Here is a 15021-nt window from a genome sequence, read left to right as displayed (position 1 = left end):
CCGGGAGCGTACCTCCCGGCGCACAAACGCATCTATTGTACTCAGCCGCGGCCGGTGTAGTTCGGGGCCTCGACGGTCATGGTGATGTCGTGCGGGTGGCTCTCCTTGAGGCCCGCGGCGGTGATCTGCACGAACTGGGCGTTCTGCAGGTGCTCGATGTTCTGCGAGCCGGTGTAGCCCATCGCGGCGCGCAGGCCGCCGACGAGCTGGTGGATCACCTGGTTGACCGGGCCGCGGAACGGCACACGGCCCTCGATGCCCTCGGGGACCAGCTTGTCCTCGGCGAGCACGTCGTCCTGGAAGTAGCGGTCCTTGGAGTAGGACTTGGCCTGGCCGCGGCCCTGCATGGCGCCGAGGGAGCCCATGCCGCGGTAGCTCTTGAACTGCTTGCCGTTGACCAGGATCAGGTCACCGGGGGCCTCGGCGGTGCCGGCGAGCAGCGAGCCGAGCATCACGGTGGAGGCACCGGCGGCGATGGCCTTGGCGACGTCACCGGAGTACTGCACGCCACCGTCGGCGATCACCGGCACACCGGCAGGCTTGCACGCGGCCACGGCCTCGAGGATCGCGGTGATCTGCGGCGCGCCGACACCGGCGACCACGCGGGTGGTGCAGATGGAGCCGGGACCGACACCCACCTTGACAGCGTCCACGCCCGCCTCGACCAGCGCCGCGGCGCCCGCCCGGGTGGCGACATTGCCGCCGACGATCTGGATGCGGTCGCCGACCTCGGCCTTGACCTTGGACACCATCTGCAGCACCTGCGACTGGTGGCCGTGCGCGGTGTCGACGATCAGCACGTCGACCCCGGCGTCGGCCAGCGTCATCGCGCGCGACCAGGAGTCCTCGCCGACACCGATCGCGGCACCGACCAGCAGGCGGCCGTCGCGGTCCTTGGTGGCGTTGGGGTACTGGTCGGTCTTGACGAAGTCCTTGACGGTGATCAGGCCACGCAGGCGGCCGTTGCCGTCGACGATCGGCAGCTTCTCGATCTTGTGGCGGCGTAGCAGGCCGAGGGCGGCCTCGGCGGTGACGCCCTCCTGGGCGGTGATCAGCGGCGCCTTGGTCATCACCTCGTCGACGCGGCGGTCCTGATCGACCTCGAAACGCATGTCGCGGTTGGTGATGATGCCGACCAGCGCGCCGGTCTCGTCCACCACGGGCAGACCCGAGATGCGGAAGCGCGCGCACATGGCGTCGACCTCGGCGAGGGTGTCGGTGGGACGACAGGTGACCGGGTCGGTCACCATGCCCGCCTCGGACCGCTTGACCGTCTCCACCTGGGCGGCCTGATCGGCGCCCGAGAGGTTGCGGTGCAGCACACCCATGCCGCCGGCGCGGGCCATGGCGATGGCCATGCGCGCCTCGGTGACGGTGTCCATCGCCGAACTCACCAGCGGGGTGCGCAGGGTGATGTCACGGGTGAGCCTGCTCGAAGTCTCGACGGAGCTGGGGATGAGATCCGAGGCCGCGGGCAGCAGCAGCACGTCGTCGAACGTGAGGCCCAGCATGGCGATCTTGGTCGGATCGTCGCCACCCGTAGGAGGGCGCACCGCGATTCGTTCGCCCGGCACGGGATTACTCATTCGGATCGACCCCTCCTGGTCGTCGGAGCCACCGACGCTGGAGATGCAACGCGACGACAGCTGGAACGGGAACGCTTGGATGGTCGGTGAGAACAAAGTCGCCGACGCCTGCATTCCATGGTATCCGGCGGGTGTTTCGCCCTGCGAAGTGAGCCCTTCCGCAAAACTTGCCCGGTGCATCGCTGGCGCAGACCACCGAGTACTGCGTACCGTGGGGATGTGCGTGACCATCTACCACCTGGCCTGCCGCCGGATCCCTTCGCCGGAGACCCCTCCGACCCGTCTGCCGCGCTCGACGCTATCGAGCCCGGTGAGCCGCTGGATCCTCATGAGCGCCTCGCGGTCGAGGAAGATCTCGCGGACCTCGCCGTCTACGAAGCCCTGCTGGCCCATCGCGGGATCCGCGGGCTCGTCGTGAGCTGTGAGGATTGTCGGCAAGATCACTACCACGACTGGGACATGCTGCGGGCGAACCTGCTGCAGCTACTCGTCGACGGCACCGTCCGTCCGCACGAGCCCGCCTACGATCCCACCCCCGAGGCCTACGTCACGTGGGACTACTGCCGCGGCTACGCGGACGCGTCCATGAACGAGGCGTTCCACGGCGACGGATTCGACGGCTTCGACAACTGAGCACGCCGCTCGCGGCATCGCTCCCCCGCTCCGGTCACGCGTGCGCGGGGGACGATGCGCCGGGCACCCGGACATACGACGAAGGCCCCGAACCAGCTGGTTCGGGGCCTTCGTCGTCGATTCAGGAAACCGGGACCGAGGGCGGCGGCACCGGCAGATTGGTCACCGCGGGCGGTGTCTGCAGGGTCGGTGGCACCGTGGGCGGCAACGGCTTCGAGGTCGGGACCACCGTCGGCACGGTGACCGGCGGCTCGACGACGGTCGTCGGCGGGTTGGTCGTCGCCGGGGCGGTCGGTTCGACCGTCACCGGCGGCGGGGTGGTCACCGGGGGTTGCGTCGGCTCGACCGGCTTGGTCTCCGGGGCGGGCGTCTGCATGATCACCGGCGGCTCCGGGTCGGTGGTGCCCGGCTCCGGCGAGGTGCCGGGACCGGTCGGCGCGACCGGGGCCGTGGTGGCCGGGTTGGGCGAGGGTTGCGGCTGCGCCGGCGACGGTGAGGTCGGCTTGGTCTCGCCGGGATTCGACGGCACCGTGGTCGGCAGCTGCGCGCCGATCTCCGGCGCCATCCGGACCAGCTGATCGCGCAGGATGTTCCACAGCGCGATCATCTCGTCGCGCTTGGCCTTGTCGTCGATCTGGCCCGCGGTGGCCGAGGCCTGCTCGAGGCGGGCCCGCGCCTGCTCCGCGTTGCCCGTGTCCAGCAGGCTCTGCGCGGCGGCCAGGTCGTCGCCGGCGTACTTCACGACCGTCGACTGGGCCTGCTCGCTGAACACGACCTCCTTGACCCGCCACAGCGGATCACCGGGAGCGGCATTGTAGGAGAACGCCGTGATACCGCCGAAGACCACGGCCAGCGCCGCGGCGGCTCCGAGGAGCGGGCGTACCAGACGTAGACGTCCGCGCGAGGATGCACCGACTCGAACCTGCCGCGCGCCGATCTCCTGGTTGACCGCCGCGAAGACGGTGTCCAGATCGGGGCCCGCGGGCATCGGTTCGGCCAACAGGTCGGCTCGCCAATCCGCGAGCAGCGACGCCAGCTGGAATTCTTCGGGGCTGTCGGTACGGACCGGTCCGTCGCTCGCGATCGCGTCGATCAGCGCATCGTCGCTGCGCACCGCCGCGATGTCGACCGGACCGGAATCACCGGCTTCCTCGGCGGCTGAGGGACCGCTGTCGTGCGACCCACGCCAAACCTTCCGGTCGCCTCGACCGCGCTCGCCATCCCTAGCCATACATTTCACCTGCCCTCGCCACTTGTGACTTCAGTTTCGCGAGTGCCCTGTGCTGGGCTACCCGTATCGCCCCCGCCGTGCTGCCCACAGCGGTTGCGGTTTCTTCTGCCGACAGACCCATGACCAAGCGCAGGATCAGGATTTCCCGATGTTTCTCGGGGAGCGTGGCCAGCAGAGTGTTCATCTGCCTGCTCGTCTCCGAGTCGAGAGCTCGCTGCTCCGGTCCCTGGTCGGTGGATATGACATCTGGTACTTCGGCCATCGCCTCCGCCTTGTTACGGGCGGCGTTGCGATGGGCGTCGGCGACCTTGTGCGAAGCGATGCCGTACACGAAGGCCATGAAGGGCCGACCCTGATCCTGATAGCGGGGCAGGGCGGTCATCACAGCCAGACAGACCTCTTGCGCAACATCATCCGCGGAGAGCTGCCCGCGCTCCGCGGCACCGATCCGAGCACGGCAGTAGCGAACCACCAACGGCCGGATCAGTTCCAGTACCTGAGCTAAAGCGGCCCTGTCGCCCTGCGCAGCCGCAGCGACGGCGAGGTCCAACTCTTCGCCCATATGCGTCATCGTCAGAGATTTTCCTGGCGTTACGAGTGGCGCGGTCAGATGTGACCGAGCTTCCACCGAAGTGGTGGAACGGAACTAACAATAGCGACCCTTCGATCCGTCGCCAGCCACCCTGCACCCTTCTGCGAAACCTCTCAGCAAGATCACCGGCGGCGCATCAGCGAGTCGGCAGGATGAAATCCCCGCCGAGCTCGCGGATTCGTGCCGCATGATCAGCGGCTTCGGCCGCGGCGGCCGCCGCGACGGGTGGTTCGGCGACACCGGCGCGCAGCATCGCGCAGGCCCAGCGCAGGGGCAGCAGGCCGTGGGCGGCGCAGTCGCGGTCGACCCGCGCGGCCTTTTCCGCCGCCGCGGCGAGGTCGCCGGAGGCGGCGGTGGACGCGGCCAGCAGCAGGGCCGATTTCACGCGGTGCCGGACCGAGGGCAGCGCCTCGGCGAGTTCGACGGCCCGCCCGGCGTCGGCCAGCGCGGGCGCGGCGGCACCGCCGGCCAGGGCGGTCTCGGCGCGCACCCAGTGCCAGCGCACCCGCGCGCGGGGCGGGGCCGCGGCCAGCAGGGGTTCGACGCGGCCGAGCAGGCGGTGGGCCAGGGCGAGCCTGCCGGTGCCGAGCGCGTCGGCGGCCAGGCCGGTGTAGGCGTCGGCCAGCGCTTCGGCGCGGGCGGGGCCGGTGGCACCGAGCGCGAGCGTGGCGGCGCGGCCGTCGAAGGCGGCGGCCGCGGCGTGTCCACCGAGCTGGCGCAGCAGCGAACCGCGGGTGCTCTCGACCAGCGAGCGCAGGCCCGGATCGAGGGGGGTGCGGGCGAGCCGCAGGAGGTCGGCCCTGGCGGCGGCGTAGCGCCCCTGCGCGCCCAGCGCGACGGCGCGGTGCCAGCGCGCGAGGGAGCCGGGCGGGTCCGGCAACTCCGCAGCGCCGCGACCGGGGGTCGCCCCGAAAGCCGTCGCAGCGAGTATTTCGGATCCGATATCCCCGGGTGAAGCCGTTGTCCGCACGCCGAGACTCTAGCCGCCGCCCCCGGCCGCGCGTTCCCGTGATATGCCCGGGCGGCCGCCGATCAGCTACCGGTCAGCTTTTCTTTCGTGGATCGATGTTGCCATCAGGTAAATCTCCGCCCGTGGCCGCCGCTGCCGCAAAGTCTCGAATTCACATGCGTTTCGCGCAATTAACCTCGGCGCCCCGTTTCGGCCATGTCGGCGGACCCCGCGCGACAGGTCCACTGTGACCCGAGCCACTGGGTCCCGCCGTGCCGTCACGGGCGAAACCCGGCCCTGACCGGCGCGACCTGGGGAAACGTCAGATTCCGCGGCCCGCGCGCCGGGATCGATCCATAGCCAACCGAACAGTATGGACGGAGTGAGTGTGAAATGTAAACAGTGCGCAGGTTAAATTTCAGCGATGCCGATTTGTGGAACCAATGCGCCGAACTATTGACGGAAATTCCCGCGTGCCCCTAACGTAGCTCACCGTCACGGTAGGCGCCGCGCGAAATTACAGCGACCCACGCCGGGTGACACCGTCAGGCACCGTCGAGCCGGCCACCGCGAGGTGGCACCGAGACCTGCCGCACCACTCGCTCGACAACGCTGACGAGCTCGCACCACAAGGAGTTCACCATGCCCATGCCCACTCACCTTCCCGGCCCGAACGCCGACGTCTGGGATTGGCAGATGCGAGGCTCGTGCCGCGGCCAGGACTCCGCCGTCTTCTTCCATCCCGACGGCGAACGCGGCCGCGCCCGCACCGCGCGCGAGATGCGCGCCAAGGAGATCTGCCGGGCCTGCCCGGTGCTCATGCAGTGCCGCGCGCACGCCCTCAAAGTCAGCGAGCCCTACGGCATCTGGGGCGGGATGTCGGAGACCGAACGCGAGATGCACGCGCGCCGCAACCGGCGTCGTATGGCCGTCTAGATACTTCGGCAAATCAACTCCCATCCTCCCGGCCCGGCGCGCCGAATCTCTAGCAAACAGCTGGCACGCGTTCAAAGCACCCCCGGGCGAAGGGAGGTCATAGCCGCGGGCTAGATTCGTGACCGATGACACAGAATGGGTTCCGAAGCGAAGCCTTCCCACCGAGCGTGGATTCTGCGGTTACCGCACGCGCGGCCGAAGGAGTCGAGCTAGCTGCACTGTTGGAACGATGCGGCCTTGCCGACCAGCAAGCGTTCGCCGAACTGTACGACCGGACGTCGGCGCGCGTCTTCGGCCTGGTCCTGAGGGTGCTCCACGACCCCGGGTACGCGGAGGAGACCACGCAGGAGGTCTATCTCCAGATCTGGCGCACCGCAACGAGTTTCGACCCCACCAAGGGGTCGGCGGTGACCTGGCTGATGACGCTGGCGCACCGGCGCGCGGTCGATCGGGTTCGTGCCGAGCAAGCCCACACCCAGCGCGAAGTCGCCTACGGGATCCGGGTCCTCGGCAACGAGTTCGACGAGGTCACCGAGGAGGTGGAACGCAGACTCGAACAACAGGCCGTCCAGCGCGGGCTCTCGACTTTGACCGAGACGCAGCGCGAGGCGATCTCGCTCGCCTACTACGGCGGGCGGACCTACGCGGAGGTGGCACAGTACCTCGGCATAGGGTTACCGACCGTTAAGTCCCGGATTCGGGACGGATTGACACGACTGAAGAAAAGTTTGGGGGTGACGTGAGATGAACGAAGCCCAGATCGATCTCGCGCACACCGTCGCGCTCGGATTGATCGACGACGAAGACCATCACGCGATCCAGACCATCATCGATACCGACGACCCGGCACTCTGTACCGAGTTCCTGCGCGAGGTCCGCGACACCCGCGGCACCCTCGCGCTCCTCGCGGAGCTCACCGCCACCGCCCCACCCCCGTCCCTGCGCACCCGTTTACTGACCGCGCTGGCCGAGGAACCCCCGGTAGCCAGCTAGCCATGAACGAGAAAGGCCCCCAGACCGCATCGCGATCAGGGGGCCTTCGTCGTCTCAGCTCACTCAGTGGGCGTGACCGTGGTGGCCGTGGTCGTCGTCTTCCTCGACCGGCTTGTCCACGATGGCGCTCTCGGTGGTGAGGATCATCCGCGCGACCGAGGCGGCGTTCACCACGGCGGAGCGGGTCACCTTGACCGGGTCGACGACACCGTCGGTGAGCAGGTCACCGTAGGTGAGGGTGGCGGCGTTGAAGCCGTCCTTGCCCTCGGCGACCTTGCTGACCACCACGGCGCCGTCGAGGCCCGCGTTGGTGGCGATCCAGAACAGCGGCGCCTCGAGGCCCTTGCGGACCACCTCGACGCCGACGGCCTGGTCACCGGTCAGCGAGTCGCGCAGCTCGACCAGCGCGGTCGCGGCCTGCACCAGCGCCGAACCACCGCCGGGCACGATGCCCTCCTCGACCGCGGCCTTGGCCGCCGCCACCGCGTCGTCGACGCGGTACTTGCGCTCCTTGAGCGCGGTCTCGGTGGCCGCGCCGACCTTGATCACCGCGACGCCACCGGCCAGCTTGGCCAGGCGCTCCTCGAGCTTCTCGCGGTCCCAGTCGGAGTCGGTGGCCTCGATCTCGCGACGCAGCTGCGCGCTGCGGGCGGCGACGTCGTCCTCGGTGCCGGCACCGTCGATGAGCACGGTCTCGTCCTTGGTGACGACGACGCGACGCGCCTGACCCAGCTGCTCGATGGTGGCCTCACGCAGCGTGATCCCCAGATCCGGGTTGATCACGGTGCCACCGGTGACCACGGCCAGATCGTCGAGGAACGCCTTGCGGCGGTCACCGAAGAACGGCGCCTTGACCGCGACGGCCTTGATCGTCTTACGAATGGAGTTGACCACCAGGGTGGACAGCGCCTCGCCCTCGACGTCCTCGGCGATGATCAGCACGGCCTTGCCGGACTCGGCGATCTTCTCCAGCAGCGGCAGCAGATCGGGCAGCGAGCTGATCTTGTCGCGGTGCAGCAGGATGTAGGCGTCCTCGAGGACGGCCTGCTGGGTCTCCGGGTCGGTCTGGAAGTAGGGCGAGAGGTAGCCCTTGTCGAACTGCACACCCTCGGTGATGACGAGTTCGGTGTGGGTGGTCGAGGACTCCTCGACGGTGACCACGCCATCCTTGCCGACGGTGGTGAGCGCCTTGCCGACCATCTCGCCGATCTCCTCGTCGCGCGAGGAGACGGTGGCGACCTGGGCGATGGCCTGCTCGCCGGAGACCGGGGTGGCCGCGGCCAGCAGCACCTCCGACACCTTGTCGGCGGCCAGCGCGATGCCCTGGCCGAGGGAGATCGGGTTGGCACCCGCGGCGACGTTCTTCAGACCGCCGCGCACCAGCGCCTGGGCCAGCACGGTGGCGGTGGTGGTGCCGTCACCGGCGACGTCGTTGGTCTTGGTGGCGACGCTCTTGACGAGCTGGGCGCCGAGATTCTCGAAGGGGTCCTCGAGGTCGATGTCACGCGCGATGGTGACACCGTCGTTGGTCACGGTCGGGCCGCCGAAGGCCTTGGCCAGCACCACGTGGCGGCCGCGCGGGCCGAGGGTCACCTTGACGGCGTCGGCCAGCTTGTCGACGCCGCGTTCCAGAGCCCGGCGCGCCTTCTCGTCGAACTCGATCTGCTTGGGCATAGGGGGATTCACTCCTGTGTGAGAACGCGATCCGCCCCGGGTCGGTGGACGACGCCGGGGCGGAACGCGAATGCGGCGTTGGCCTTACTTGGTGACGACGGCCAGGATGTCGCGAGCCGAGAGGATGAGGTATTCCCCACCCTGGTACTTGATCTCGGTGCCGCCGTACTTGCTGTAGATGACGACGTCGCCTTCCTTGACGTCGACGGGGATGCGGTCACCCTTGTCGGTGATCCGGCCCTCGCCGACGGCGATGACGGTGCCCTCCTGCGGCTTCTCCTTGGCCGTGTCCGGGATGACCAGGCCGGAGGCCGTCGTCGTCTCGGCCTCGTTGGCCTGGACGAGGATCTTGTCCTCGAGCGGCTTGATGTTCACGCTCGCCACGTTGAGCCCTCCACTTTCAGGGGAATTCGGTCGTCCGGAACTGGTGTCCCGGACCGGGTTTCGGTCAGCTTGCGACTCTGCGCGTCAGCCCCGTCGTCGCGGGTGCCGGGACCCCTGCCCAGTAGTCGGCTGGCACAAGTACAGCTACACAGTGCCGACTAGCACTCTATATGCGAGAGTGCCAGCGCTCAAGGCCGGGTTCTGCCAATGTCGCATTTTCGACACGCCCACACTCGCCAGTGATCTTCACATCGGTTGCAACAATCTGTAACGTTCGCATAACAGGCTGTGACAGAGTATGCATACGTTCCATTCGAGATGGTCGGCCACCGCGGAACCATCCGCTCGAAGGGAGGTGAACATGCGAACATCCCTCGGCATCTCGGCCGGGAACGAGGTGGTGTGCTCCGCACTGGTCGCCACCGGACCATCCGGCGAACAGCACTTCGACTACCGCGTCGTCTCCGCCGACGCGGCCCATTCCGATCTCGGCGACCTGGTGTCGTCCTCGATCGAGCTGATGACCACCCAATTACCGGTCTCGGAGACGGCCGGTCTGATCGGCGAGCCGCTCGGGCGCTACTCCACGGGCGTGCACCGGCGCACCGAGTCCACCCGCACCCGTCCGCCGACCAGCGTCGCCGTGGCCTACCGCGACAAGGAACAGGCCCAGGCCATCCGGGCGGCCACCACCCGCCGCCGTGATCTGCGGCTGGTCCCCGAGGGCACCGCCGCGCTGTCCTATTTACGCGAGACCGGTCTGCTCGACCGCTACGCCACCGTCGCCGTGATCGACCTCGGCGCGACCGGGCTCAGTGTCACCGTGGCCGACTACGCCGACGGTTCGGTGCTGCACAGCGAGCGCACGCCCACCCTCTCCGGCAACGCCATCGACGAACTCATCTACCACCACCTCGTCGACCTGCACTACGCCCGCCGCGGGGCCCGCCCCAACCGCGCCACCCTCACCAATCGTGGCCGCGCGGCCAAGGAACACCTCTCGATCGCGCCCGCGGTGACCATCGACCACGTGGCGGGTCAGCCGCTCAAGCTCACCCGCTCCGATTTCGAGGAGCTCATCGGCGGGCTGCTGCGCAATATCGCGCTGTTCTCCAGTTCGGTGTTCAGCCGCGCGCCCAGGTACCCGGAGGCGGTCGCGGTGATCGGCGGCTGCGCCAACATCCCCGCGGTGGTCGACACCCTCGGCGCCCGCCTGGACATGCCCGTGCTCACCGTGCCCGACCCGGAGGCGGTGATCGCCAAGGGCGCCGCGCTGGTCGCCGACGCGGCGGCGCCGTCGGCCTTACCCGCGGCCTTACAGGGCGCCTCGCTGAGCGATGTGCCCAGCGGCACCGTCACCAAGGTGGTCGGCACGCTCGCCGGCGCGGTCGTGGTCGTCGGCCTGGTGATCGGCTACGGGGTGCAGGCCATCGCGCCCGACAGCACCGACGTCACCCCGGCGGGCACCAGCAGTTCCGTGCGTCAGTCCCCGTCCTCGCCGATGCCCGCTCCGGCGCCCACCCCGCAGAACGACGAGAGCACCGACCGTCCCGGCACCGCGCCCGTCCCGCCGGTCACCGGCGTGCCCGGCACCTCCGCGCCCACCACCACGGTCCCCGCGCCGACGACCACCCCGTCGACCCCCGGCCCGTCCGGTTCGCCGTCGAGCACCGCGCCCACCCTGCGTCCCGACCCGAACCTGCCGCAGATCCCCTACCCGGAGTCCCCGCTCGGCCCGATCGACAGCGGCTCGTCGCGCCCCGGCCAGCAGCGCCCCTCCACGCCCAATACCCAGTCGCCCGCCCGCAGCGTCCTCCCGATCCCGCCCGAGGCGGCGCCGGACGAGCCGATCCTGCAGACGGTGGGCTAGCCGGCCTACGGCGCGAAGCTCTGGGTGCCGATGACCCGCAGCAGCGCGAGCTTGTCACTCGCGTCGGTACCGGGCAGGGGCAGGAACGCACGCACCCGCACATCTGCTTCGGGAGTCAGCAGGACCTCACACGACAGGTCGACCGCACCGACCTCCGGATGCAGGACGCGCTTACGGGGCAGTCGTCGCACGGTGACCTCGTGCAGTTCCCACAGCCCGCGGAATTCGGGGCTGCGCGCGAGCAGGGCCTCGACGAGTTCGCTCACGTCGCGGTCGCCCCGCCGGCGCGCGTAGGTCGCGCGCAGGTCAGCGACATGGGCGCTGGAGTGGGCGTCCCAGTCGGCTTCGGGAAAGATCCGCCGGGTCTCCGGCGCGGTGAACCAGCGCCAGGTGAGACTGCGGTCGAGGCCGGTGCCCACGGGTCTGCCCAGCAGCGCGTCGGCGAGGGGGTTCTGCCACAGCACCTGCTCGATATCGGTGCACACGCACACCGGGATGTCGGCGAGCCGGTCGACGAGGCCGAGCAGTCCGGGTTCGAGGTGGCCACCCGCGCGGCGCAGCGGCGGTGCCAGGCCCGCCAACCGGTAGAGATGATCGCGCTGATCCAGATCGCAGCGCAGCGCCCGGGCCAGCCCCGCGACGATCGGCGCGGACGGATTCGCGCCCCGTGACTGCTCCAGGCGCGCGTAGTAGTCGGTCGACATCCCGGCCAGCTGAGCCACTTCCTCGCGGCGCAGACCCGGGGTGCGCCTGCGCGCCGACGGTGGCAGCCCTACCTCCTCCGGGCGCAACTGTTCCCGGCGCCTGCGCAGGAAGTCGGCCAGACCCTGTCGATCGATCATGTCCTCCATCCTCCCCGCTCCCGTTCGCCCAGCCAGGGACAGCTTGTCCGTGGATGAGCTGGGCCTTCACCCGGCCCGCCGCCGCGGCGAGTCTGGACGGGTACCCGATCCACGGAGGAAGAACATGCGCTACCGCACTCTCGGCCGCACCGGCATCAAGGTAAGCCCCTACGCACTGGGCGCGATGATGTTCGGGGCCGCGGGCAATCCCGACCACACCGAGTCGATCCGGATCATCCATGCCGCGCTAGACGCGGGCATCAATGTCATCGACACCGCCGACATCTACTCCGGCGGCGAGTCCGAGGTCATCGTCGGCAAGGCGCTGGCGCGACGCCGCGACGCGGTCGTGCTCGCCACCAAATCGCACCTGCCGATGGGCGAGGACCCCAGCCGGCGCAGCAACTCCCGCCGCTGGATCGTCACCGCTGTCGAGGAATCACTGCGCCGCCTCGACACCGACCACATCGACGTGTTCCAGATGCACCGGCCCGACCCGGACACCGATATCGAGGAGACCCTGTCGGTGCTCACCGATCTGGTCCGCAGCGGCAAGATCCGCGCGTTCGGCTCTTCCACCACTCCGGTGAGCGAGATCGTCGAAGCCCAGTGGGCGGCCGAGCGGCGCGGATACGAGCGTTTCCGCACCGAGCAGCCGCCCTACTCCATCCTCAACCGGGGCATCGAACGCGAGGTGCTGCCCGCCGTGCGCCGGTACGGGATGGGCGCGCTGGTGTGGAGCCGGCTCGTCCATCCGGCCGTCTCCGCCGCGATCATCGGCCCGCGCACCATGGCCCACCTCGAGGACGCGCTGGCCGGGGCGCGGGTGACGCTCGACGACGAGATCCTCGACCGCATCGACGCGATCGTCGCGCCGGGCACCGATATCGGTCGCCTCGACATGGACTACGACACTCCGGCCGTCCTCGATCCGGCGCTGCGCCGCCGCCCGGCCGCCGATCGCGCCGCCGCCTGAGCACCTCCCGGCACCCGGCCTCGGGCACACCCGGAGGTGCTGTCAGCCGCGCAGCGCGCTCACCGACACCGGCAGACCCGGATCGGTCGCCACGGTCAGCTCGGCGGGCTCGGCTCCCGCCGCGATCACATGCGCGCCCAATGCCGCGATCATCACACCGTTGTCCGTGCACAGCCGTGGCTTGGGCACGCGCAGGGTGAGTCCCGCTGCGGCGCAGCGTTCTTCGGCCAGCGAGCGGATGCGGGAGTTGGCGGTGGCGCCGCCGCCGAGCACGATCGTGTCGACACCCACGTCGGTGGCCGCGCGGACCGCCTTCATGGTGAGCACATCGGCGACCGCCTCCTGGAAGGACGCGGCGATATCGGGGATCGGCAGTTGCTCGGGCGTGATGCCCTGGCGCTGCGCGGCCTCGACATAGCGGGCGACCGCGGTCTTGAGACCGGAGAAGGAGAAGTCGTAGCGGGCGTCGCGCGGGCCGGTCATGCCGCGCGGGAAGGCGATGGCGTTCGGGTCGCCGTCGCGGGCGGCCGCGTCGAGGTAGGGGCCGCCGGGATAGCCGAGGCCGAGTAGCCGGGCGACCTTGTCGAACGCCTCGCCCGCGGCGTCGTCGACGGTGCTGCCGAGCTCGGTGATCGGCGCGCCCAGATCGCTGACCTGCAACAGGTGCGTGTGCCCGCCGGAGACCAGCAGCGCCACCGCGGGCGGCAGCGGGCCGTGTTCGAGGGTGTCCACCGCGACATGCCCACCGAGGTGGTTGAGCGCGTAGAACGGCACGTCCCAGGCCGCCGCGTACGCCTTGGCCGCCGCGACCCCGACCAGCAGCGCGCCGGCGAGGCCGGGCCCGATGGTGACGGCGAGCGCGTCGGGCTTGCTGATCCCGGCCGCGGCCAGCGCCCGGCGCATGGCGGGCACGATCGCCTCGAGATGCGCGCGCGAGGCGATCTCGGGAACCACACCGCCGAAGCGCGCGTGCTGGTCGACGCTGGAGGCCACCTCGTCGGCGAGCAGCTCGAGCGTCCCGTCCGGGTGGCGCCGGACGATGCCGACTCCCGTTTCGTCGCAGGAACTCTCGATACCCATGACGATCACGCCGACGCCTCGTTCCGCTTCATCCGCACTGCCGATCCGGTCACGACAGCACCTCGTCCTGCCTGCCGCGCGCCGCCCATTCGTCGGCCGCGGCCGTGAGTTCGGGGCGGCGCATGGTGTACGCGTCGGCGCCGCTGGGGTGGTAGTAGTTCTTGCGCAGCCCGATGATGTGGAAGCCGTGCTTGGCGTAGAGCGCGATGGCGGGCGCGTTGTCGGTGCGCACCTCGAGGAACACCGGCCCGCCGCGTTCGGCGGCGGTCGCCAGCAGCGCCTCCAGCAGGAGCGTGCCGATGCCGCCGCGATGACACTGCGGATCGACCCCGATCGTGTGCACCTCGGCCTCGGGATGCGCGGCGTCACCGAGCAGCGCGATGCCCGCGTAGCCGACCATGGCGCCGGACGCGTCGCGCGCGGTGATGTAGCGGTTGTGCGCACCGGCCAGCTCGGACCGGAACGAGACGGCCTGCCAGGGATCGTCCTCGGGGAACAGCAGGTGTTCGAGTTCGACGCAGCGATCGATGTCGTGCACCGTCATCGGCTGGATCCGGAACTCGGACACGGCGGTCACGCCCCGGTCCGGTCGAGGGTGCGGAAGGCGTTCTCCACCGCGTCTGGCCTGCGCAGATACAGCGGTACCAGCGCCTCGGGCGCGGTCCCGGCCAGCAGCGCGTCGGCCGCCACGGTGACCAGCCCGGCGGGCGAGGGGGTCTCCACGGGCAGTACCGGCAGGTCGAAGTAGTCCACGTGCGCGGCCGACCCGGCGATCGCGCCCGCCTCGGGCACCGGCACGTCGGTGGGCTTGCCCACCTCGGGCCCGGCCACGCGCGCCCCGTCCAGGTATCGCGCCCAGTACACCTCGCGCCTGCGCGCGTCGGTGACCACCAGCAGCTCGCCCCGGCCGCGCGGCTCGTCGGCGGCGTCGGCGGCGATGGCATCGAGACTGCACACCCCGTGCACCGGTAGCCCCAGCGCGTCACCGAAGGCGGCGGCGGTGGCCATGCCCACCCGCAGCCCGGTGAACGGCCCCGGCCCGATGCCGACGACGACGGCGTCGAGCTCGGCGCGGCTCACCCCGGCTTCGGCCAGGCATTCCAGGATCTGCGGGGTGAGGACCTCGGCGTGGGCGCGGGCGTCGACCTTCACGCGGGCAGACAGCGTCGCCACGGCGGGCCGGGTGTCCGCGTCGGCGGCAGGTGACAGGTGCACCAATCCCGCTGTAACGGCGGGTGTCGCGGTGTCGACTGCTAGTACGAGCATGATTGTCTC

At 70.0% G+C, this 15021-nt stretch carries 16 protein-coding genes; 6 read left to right on the top strand and 10 right to left on the bottom strand.

Annotated elements, in window-relative coordinates; all coding sequences use genetic code 11:
• Positions 1-41 precede the first annotated feature (41 nt).
• On the bottom strand, positions 42-1586 hold the full coding sequence (guaB, locus tag ACWEMY_RS03090; protein WP_278264994.1) for an IMP dehydrogenase: 1545 nt from the start codon (positions 1584-1586) through the stop codon (positions 42-44).
• 219 nt (positions 1587-1805) lie between these two features.
• On the opposite strand from guaB, the gene ACWEMY_RS03085 reads away from it, so the two are divergent.
• Positions 1806-2219, top strand: coding sequence for a DUF5319 domain-containing protein (locus ACWEMY_RS03085; protein WP_022567296.1), 414 nt, complete (start codon positions 1806-1808; stop codon positions 2217-2219).
• Between the two features lie 121 nt (positions 2220-2340).
• Here the strand turns inward: ACWEMY_RS03085 and ACWEMY_RS03080 are convergent, their stop codons facing one another.
• From ACWEMY_RS03080 to ACWEMY_RS03070, 3 genes are all read right to left on the bottom strand, one after another.
• Positions 2341-3333: an anti-sigma-D factor RsdA gene (locus tag ACWEMY_RS03080; protein WP_452388651.1), complete on the bottom strand. Its 993-nt coding sequence runs from the start codon at positions 3331-3333 to the stop codon at positions 2341-2343.
• Positions 3334-3442: 109 nt separating this feature from the next.
• A complete protein-coding gene (locus tag ACWEMY_RS03075) occupies positions 3443-4021 on the bottom strand; it encodes a sigma-70 family RNA polymerase sigma factor (RefSeq protein WP_278264992.1) in 579 nt (192 codons plus the stop codon).
• A 157-nt stretch (positions 4022-4178) separates the two neighbouring features.
• Positions 4179-4922, bottom strand: coding sequence for a hypothetical protein (locus tag ACWEMY_RS03070; RefSeq protein WP_452388650.1), 744 nt, complete (start codon positions 4920-4922; stop codon positions 4179-4181).
• 711 nt (positions 4923-5633) lie between these two features.
• Here ACWEMY_RS03070 and ACWEMY_RS03065 point away from each other — a divergent pair.
• The 3 genes from ACWEMY_RS03065 (at position 5634) to ACWEMY_RS03055 (ending at position 6920) form a co-directional block, all read left to right on the top strand.
• On the top strand, positions 5634-5927 hold the full coding sequence (locus ACWEMY_RS03065) for a WhiB family transcriptional regulator (RefSeq protein ID WP_278264990.1): 294 nt from the start codon (positions 5634-5636) through the stop codon (positions 5925-5927).
• Between the two features lie 125 nt (positions 5928-6052).
• Positions 6053-6670, top strand: a complete 618-nt coding sequence (locus tag ACWEMY_RS03060) for a sigma-70 family RNA polymerase sigma factor (protein WP_278264989.1) — start codon at positions 6053-6055, stop codon at positions 6668-6670.
• A 1-nt stretch (position 6671) separates the two neighbouring features.
• The gene (locus ACWEMY_RS03055; protein WP_375934567.1) at positions 6672-6920 is read left to right on the top strand and encodes an RskA family anti-sigma factor; all 249 of its coding nucleotides are present in this window, start codon (positions 6672-6674) and stop codon (positions 6918-6920) included.
• Between the two features lie 63 nt (positions 6921-6983).
• Here the strand turns inward: ACWEMY_RS03055 and groL are convergent, their stop codons facing one another.
• On the bottom strand, positions 6984-8594 hold the full coding sequence (gene groL, locus ACWEMY_RS03050) for a chaperonin GroEL (RefSeq protein WP_452388649.1): 1611 nt from the start codon (positions 8592-8594) through the stop codon (positions 6984-6986).
• An 84-nt stretch (positions 8595-8678) separates the two neighbouring features.
• On the bottom strand, positions 8679-8978 hold the full coding sequence (gene groES, locus ACWEMY_RS03045) for a co-chaperone GroES (RefSeq protein ID WP_110037083.1): 300 nt from the start codon (positions 8976-8978) through the stop codon (positions 8679-8681).
• Between the two features lie 361 nt (positions 8979-9339).
• Here groES and ACWEMY_RS03040 point away from each other — a divergent pair, with 361 nt between their 5' ends.
• Positions 9340-10848, top strand: a complete 1509-nt coding sequence (locus ACWEMY_RS03040) for an Hsp70 family protein (RefSeq protein WP_452388648.1) — start codon at positions 9340-9342, stop codon at positions 10846-10848.
• Positions 10849-10853: 5 nt separating this feature from the next.
• On the opposite strand, the gene ACWEMY_RS03035 is transcribed toward ACWEMY_RS03040, so the two are convergent.
• The gene (locus tag ACWEMY_RS03035; RefSeq protein WP_452388723.1) at positions 10854-11687 is read right to left on the bottom strand and encodes a helix-turn-helix domain-containing protein; all 834 of its coding nucleotides are present in this window, start codon (positions 11685-11687) and stop codon (positions 10854-10856) included.
• Between the two features lie 127 nt (positions 11688-11814).
• On the opposite strand from ACWEMY_RS03035, the gene ACWEMY_RS03030 reads away from it, so the two are divergent.
• Positions 11815-12666 (top strand): aldo/keto reductase, encoded by an 852-nt coding sequence (locus ACWEMY_RS03030; protein ID WP_452388647.1) that lies wholly within the window; start codon positions 11815-11817, stop codon positions 12664-12666.
• A 42-nt stretch (positions 12667-12708) separates the two neighbouring features.
• Here the strand turns inward: ACWEMY_RS03030 and tsaD are convergent, their stop codons facing one another.
• The 3 genes from tsaD to tsaB are packed head-to-tail and all read right to left on the bottom strand — an operon-like array spanning position 12709 to position 15012.
• Entirely contained in the window at positions 12709-13755 is a 1047-nt protein-coding gene (gene tsaD, locus ACWEMY_RS03025; protein WP_452388646.1) for a tRNA (adenosine(37)-N6)-threonylcarbamoyltransferase complex transferase subunit TsaD, read from the bottom strand.
• A 40-nt stretch (positions 13756-13795) separates the two neighbouring features.
• Positions 13796-14290 carry a ribosomal protein S18-alanine N-acetyltransferase gene (rimI, locus tag ACWEMY_RS03020; protein ID WP_375935704.1) on the bottom strand — a complete coding sequence of 165 codons (495 nt, stop codon included), beginning with the start codon at positions 14288-14290 and terminating at the stop codon, positions 13796-13798.
• Positions 14291-14319: 29 nt separating this feature from the next.
• A complete protein-coding gene (gene tsaB, locus ACWEMY_RS03015; protein WP_452388645.1) occupies positions 14320-15012 on the bottom strand; it encodes a tRNA (adenosine(37)-N6)-threonylcarbamoyltransferase complex dimerization subunit type 1 TsaB in 693 nt (230 codons plus the stop codon).
• Positions 15013-15021 lie beyond the last annotated feature (9 nt).

The sequence above is a fragment of the Nocardia sp. NPDC004415 genome (genome assembly GCF_053602435.1).
This window is presented reverse-complemented; position numbering and strand designations above follow the sequence as displayed.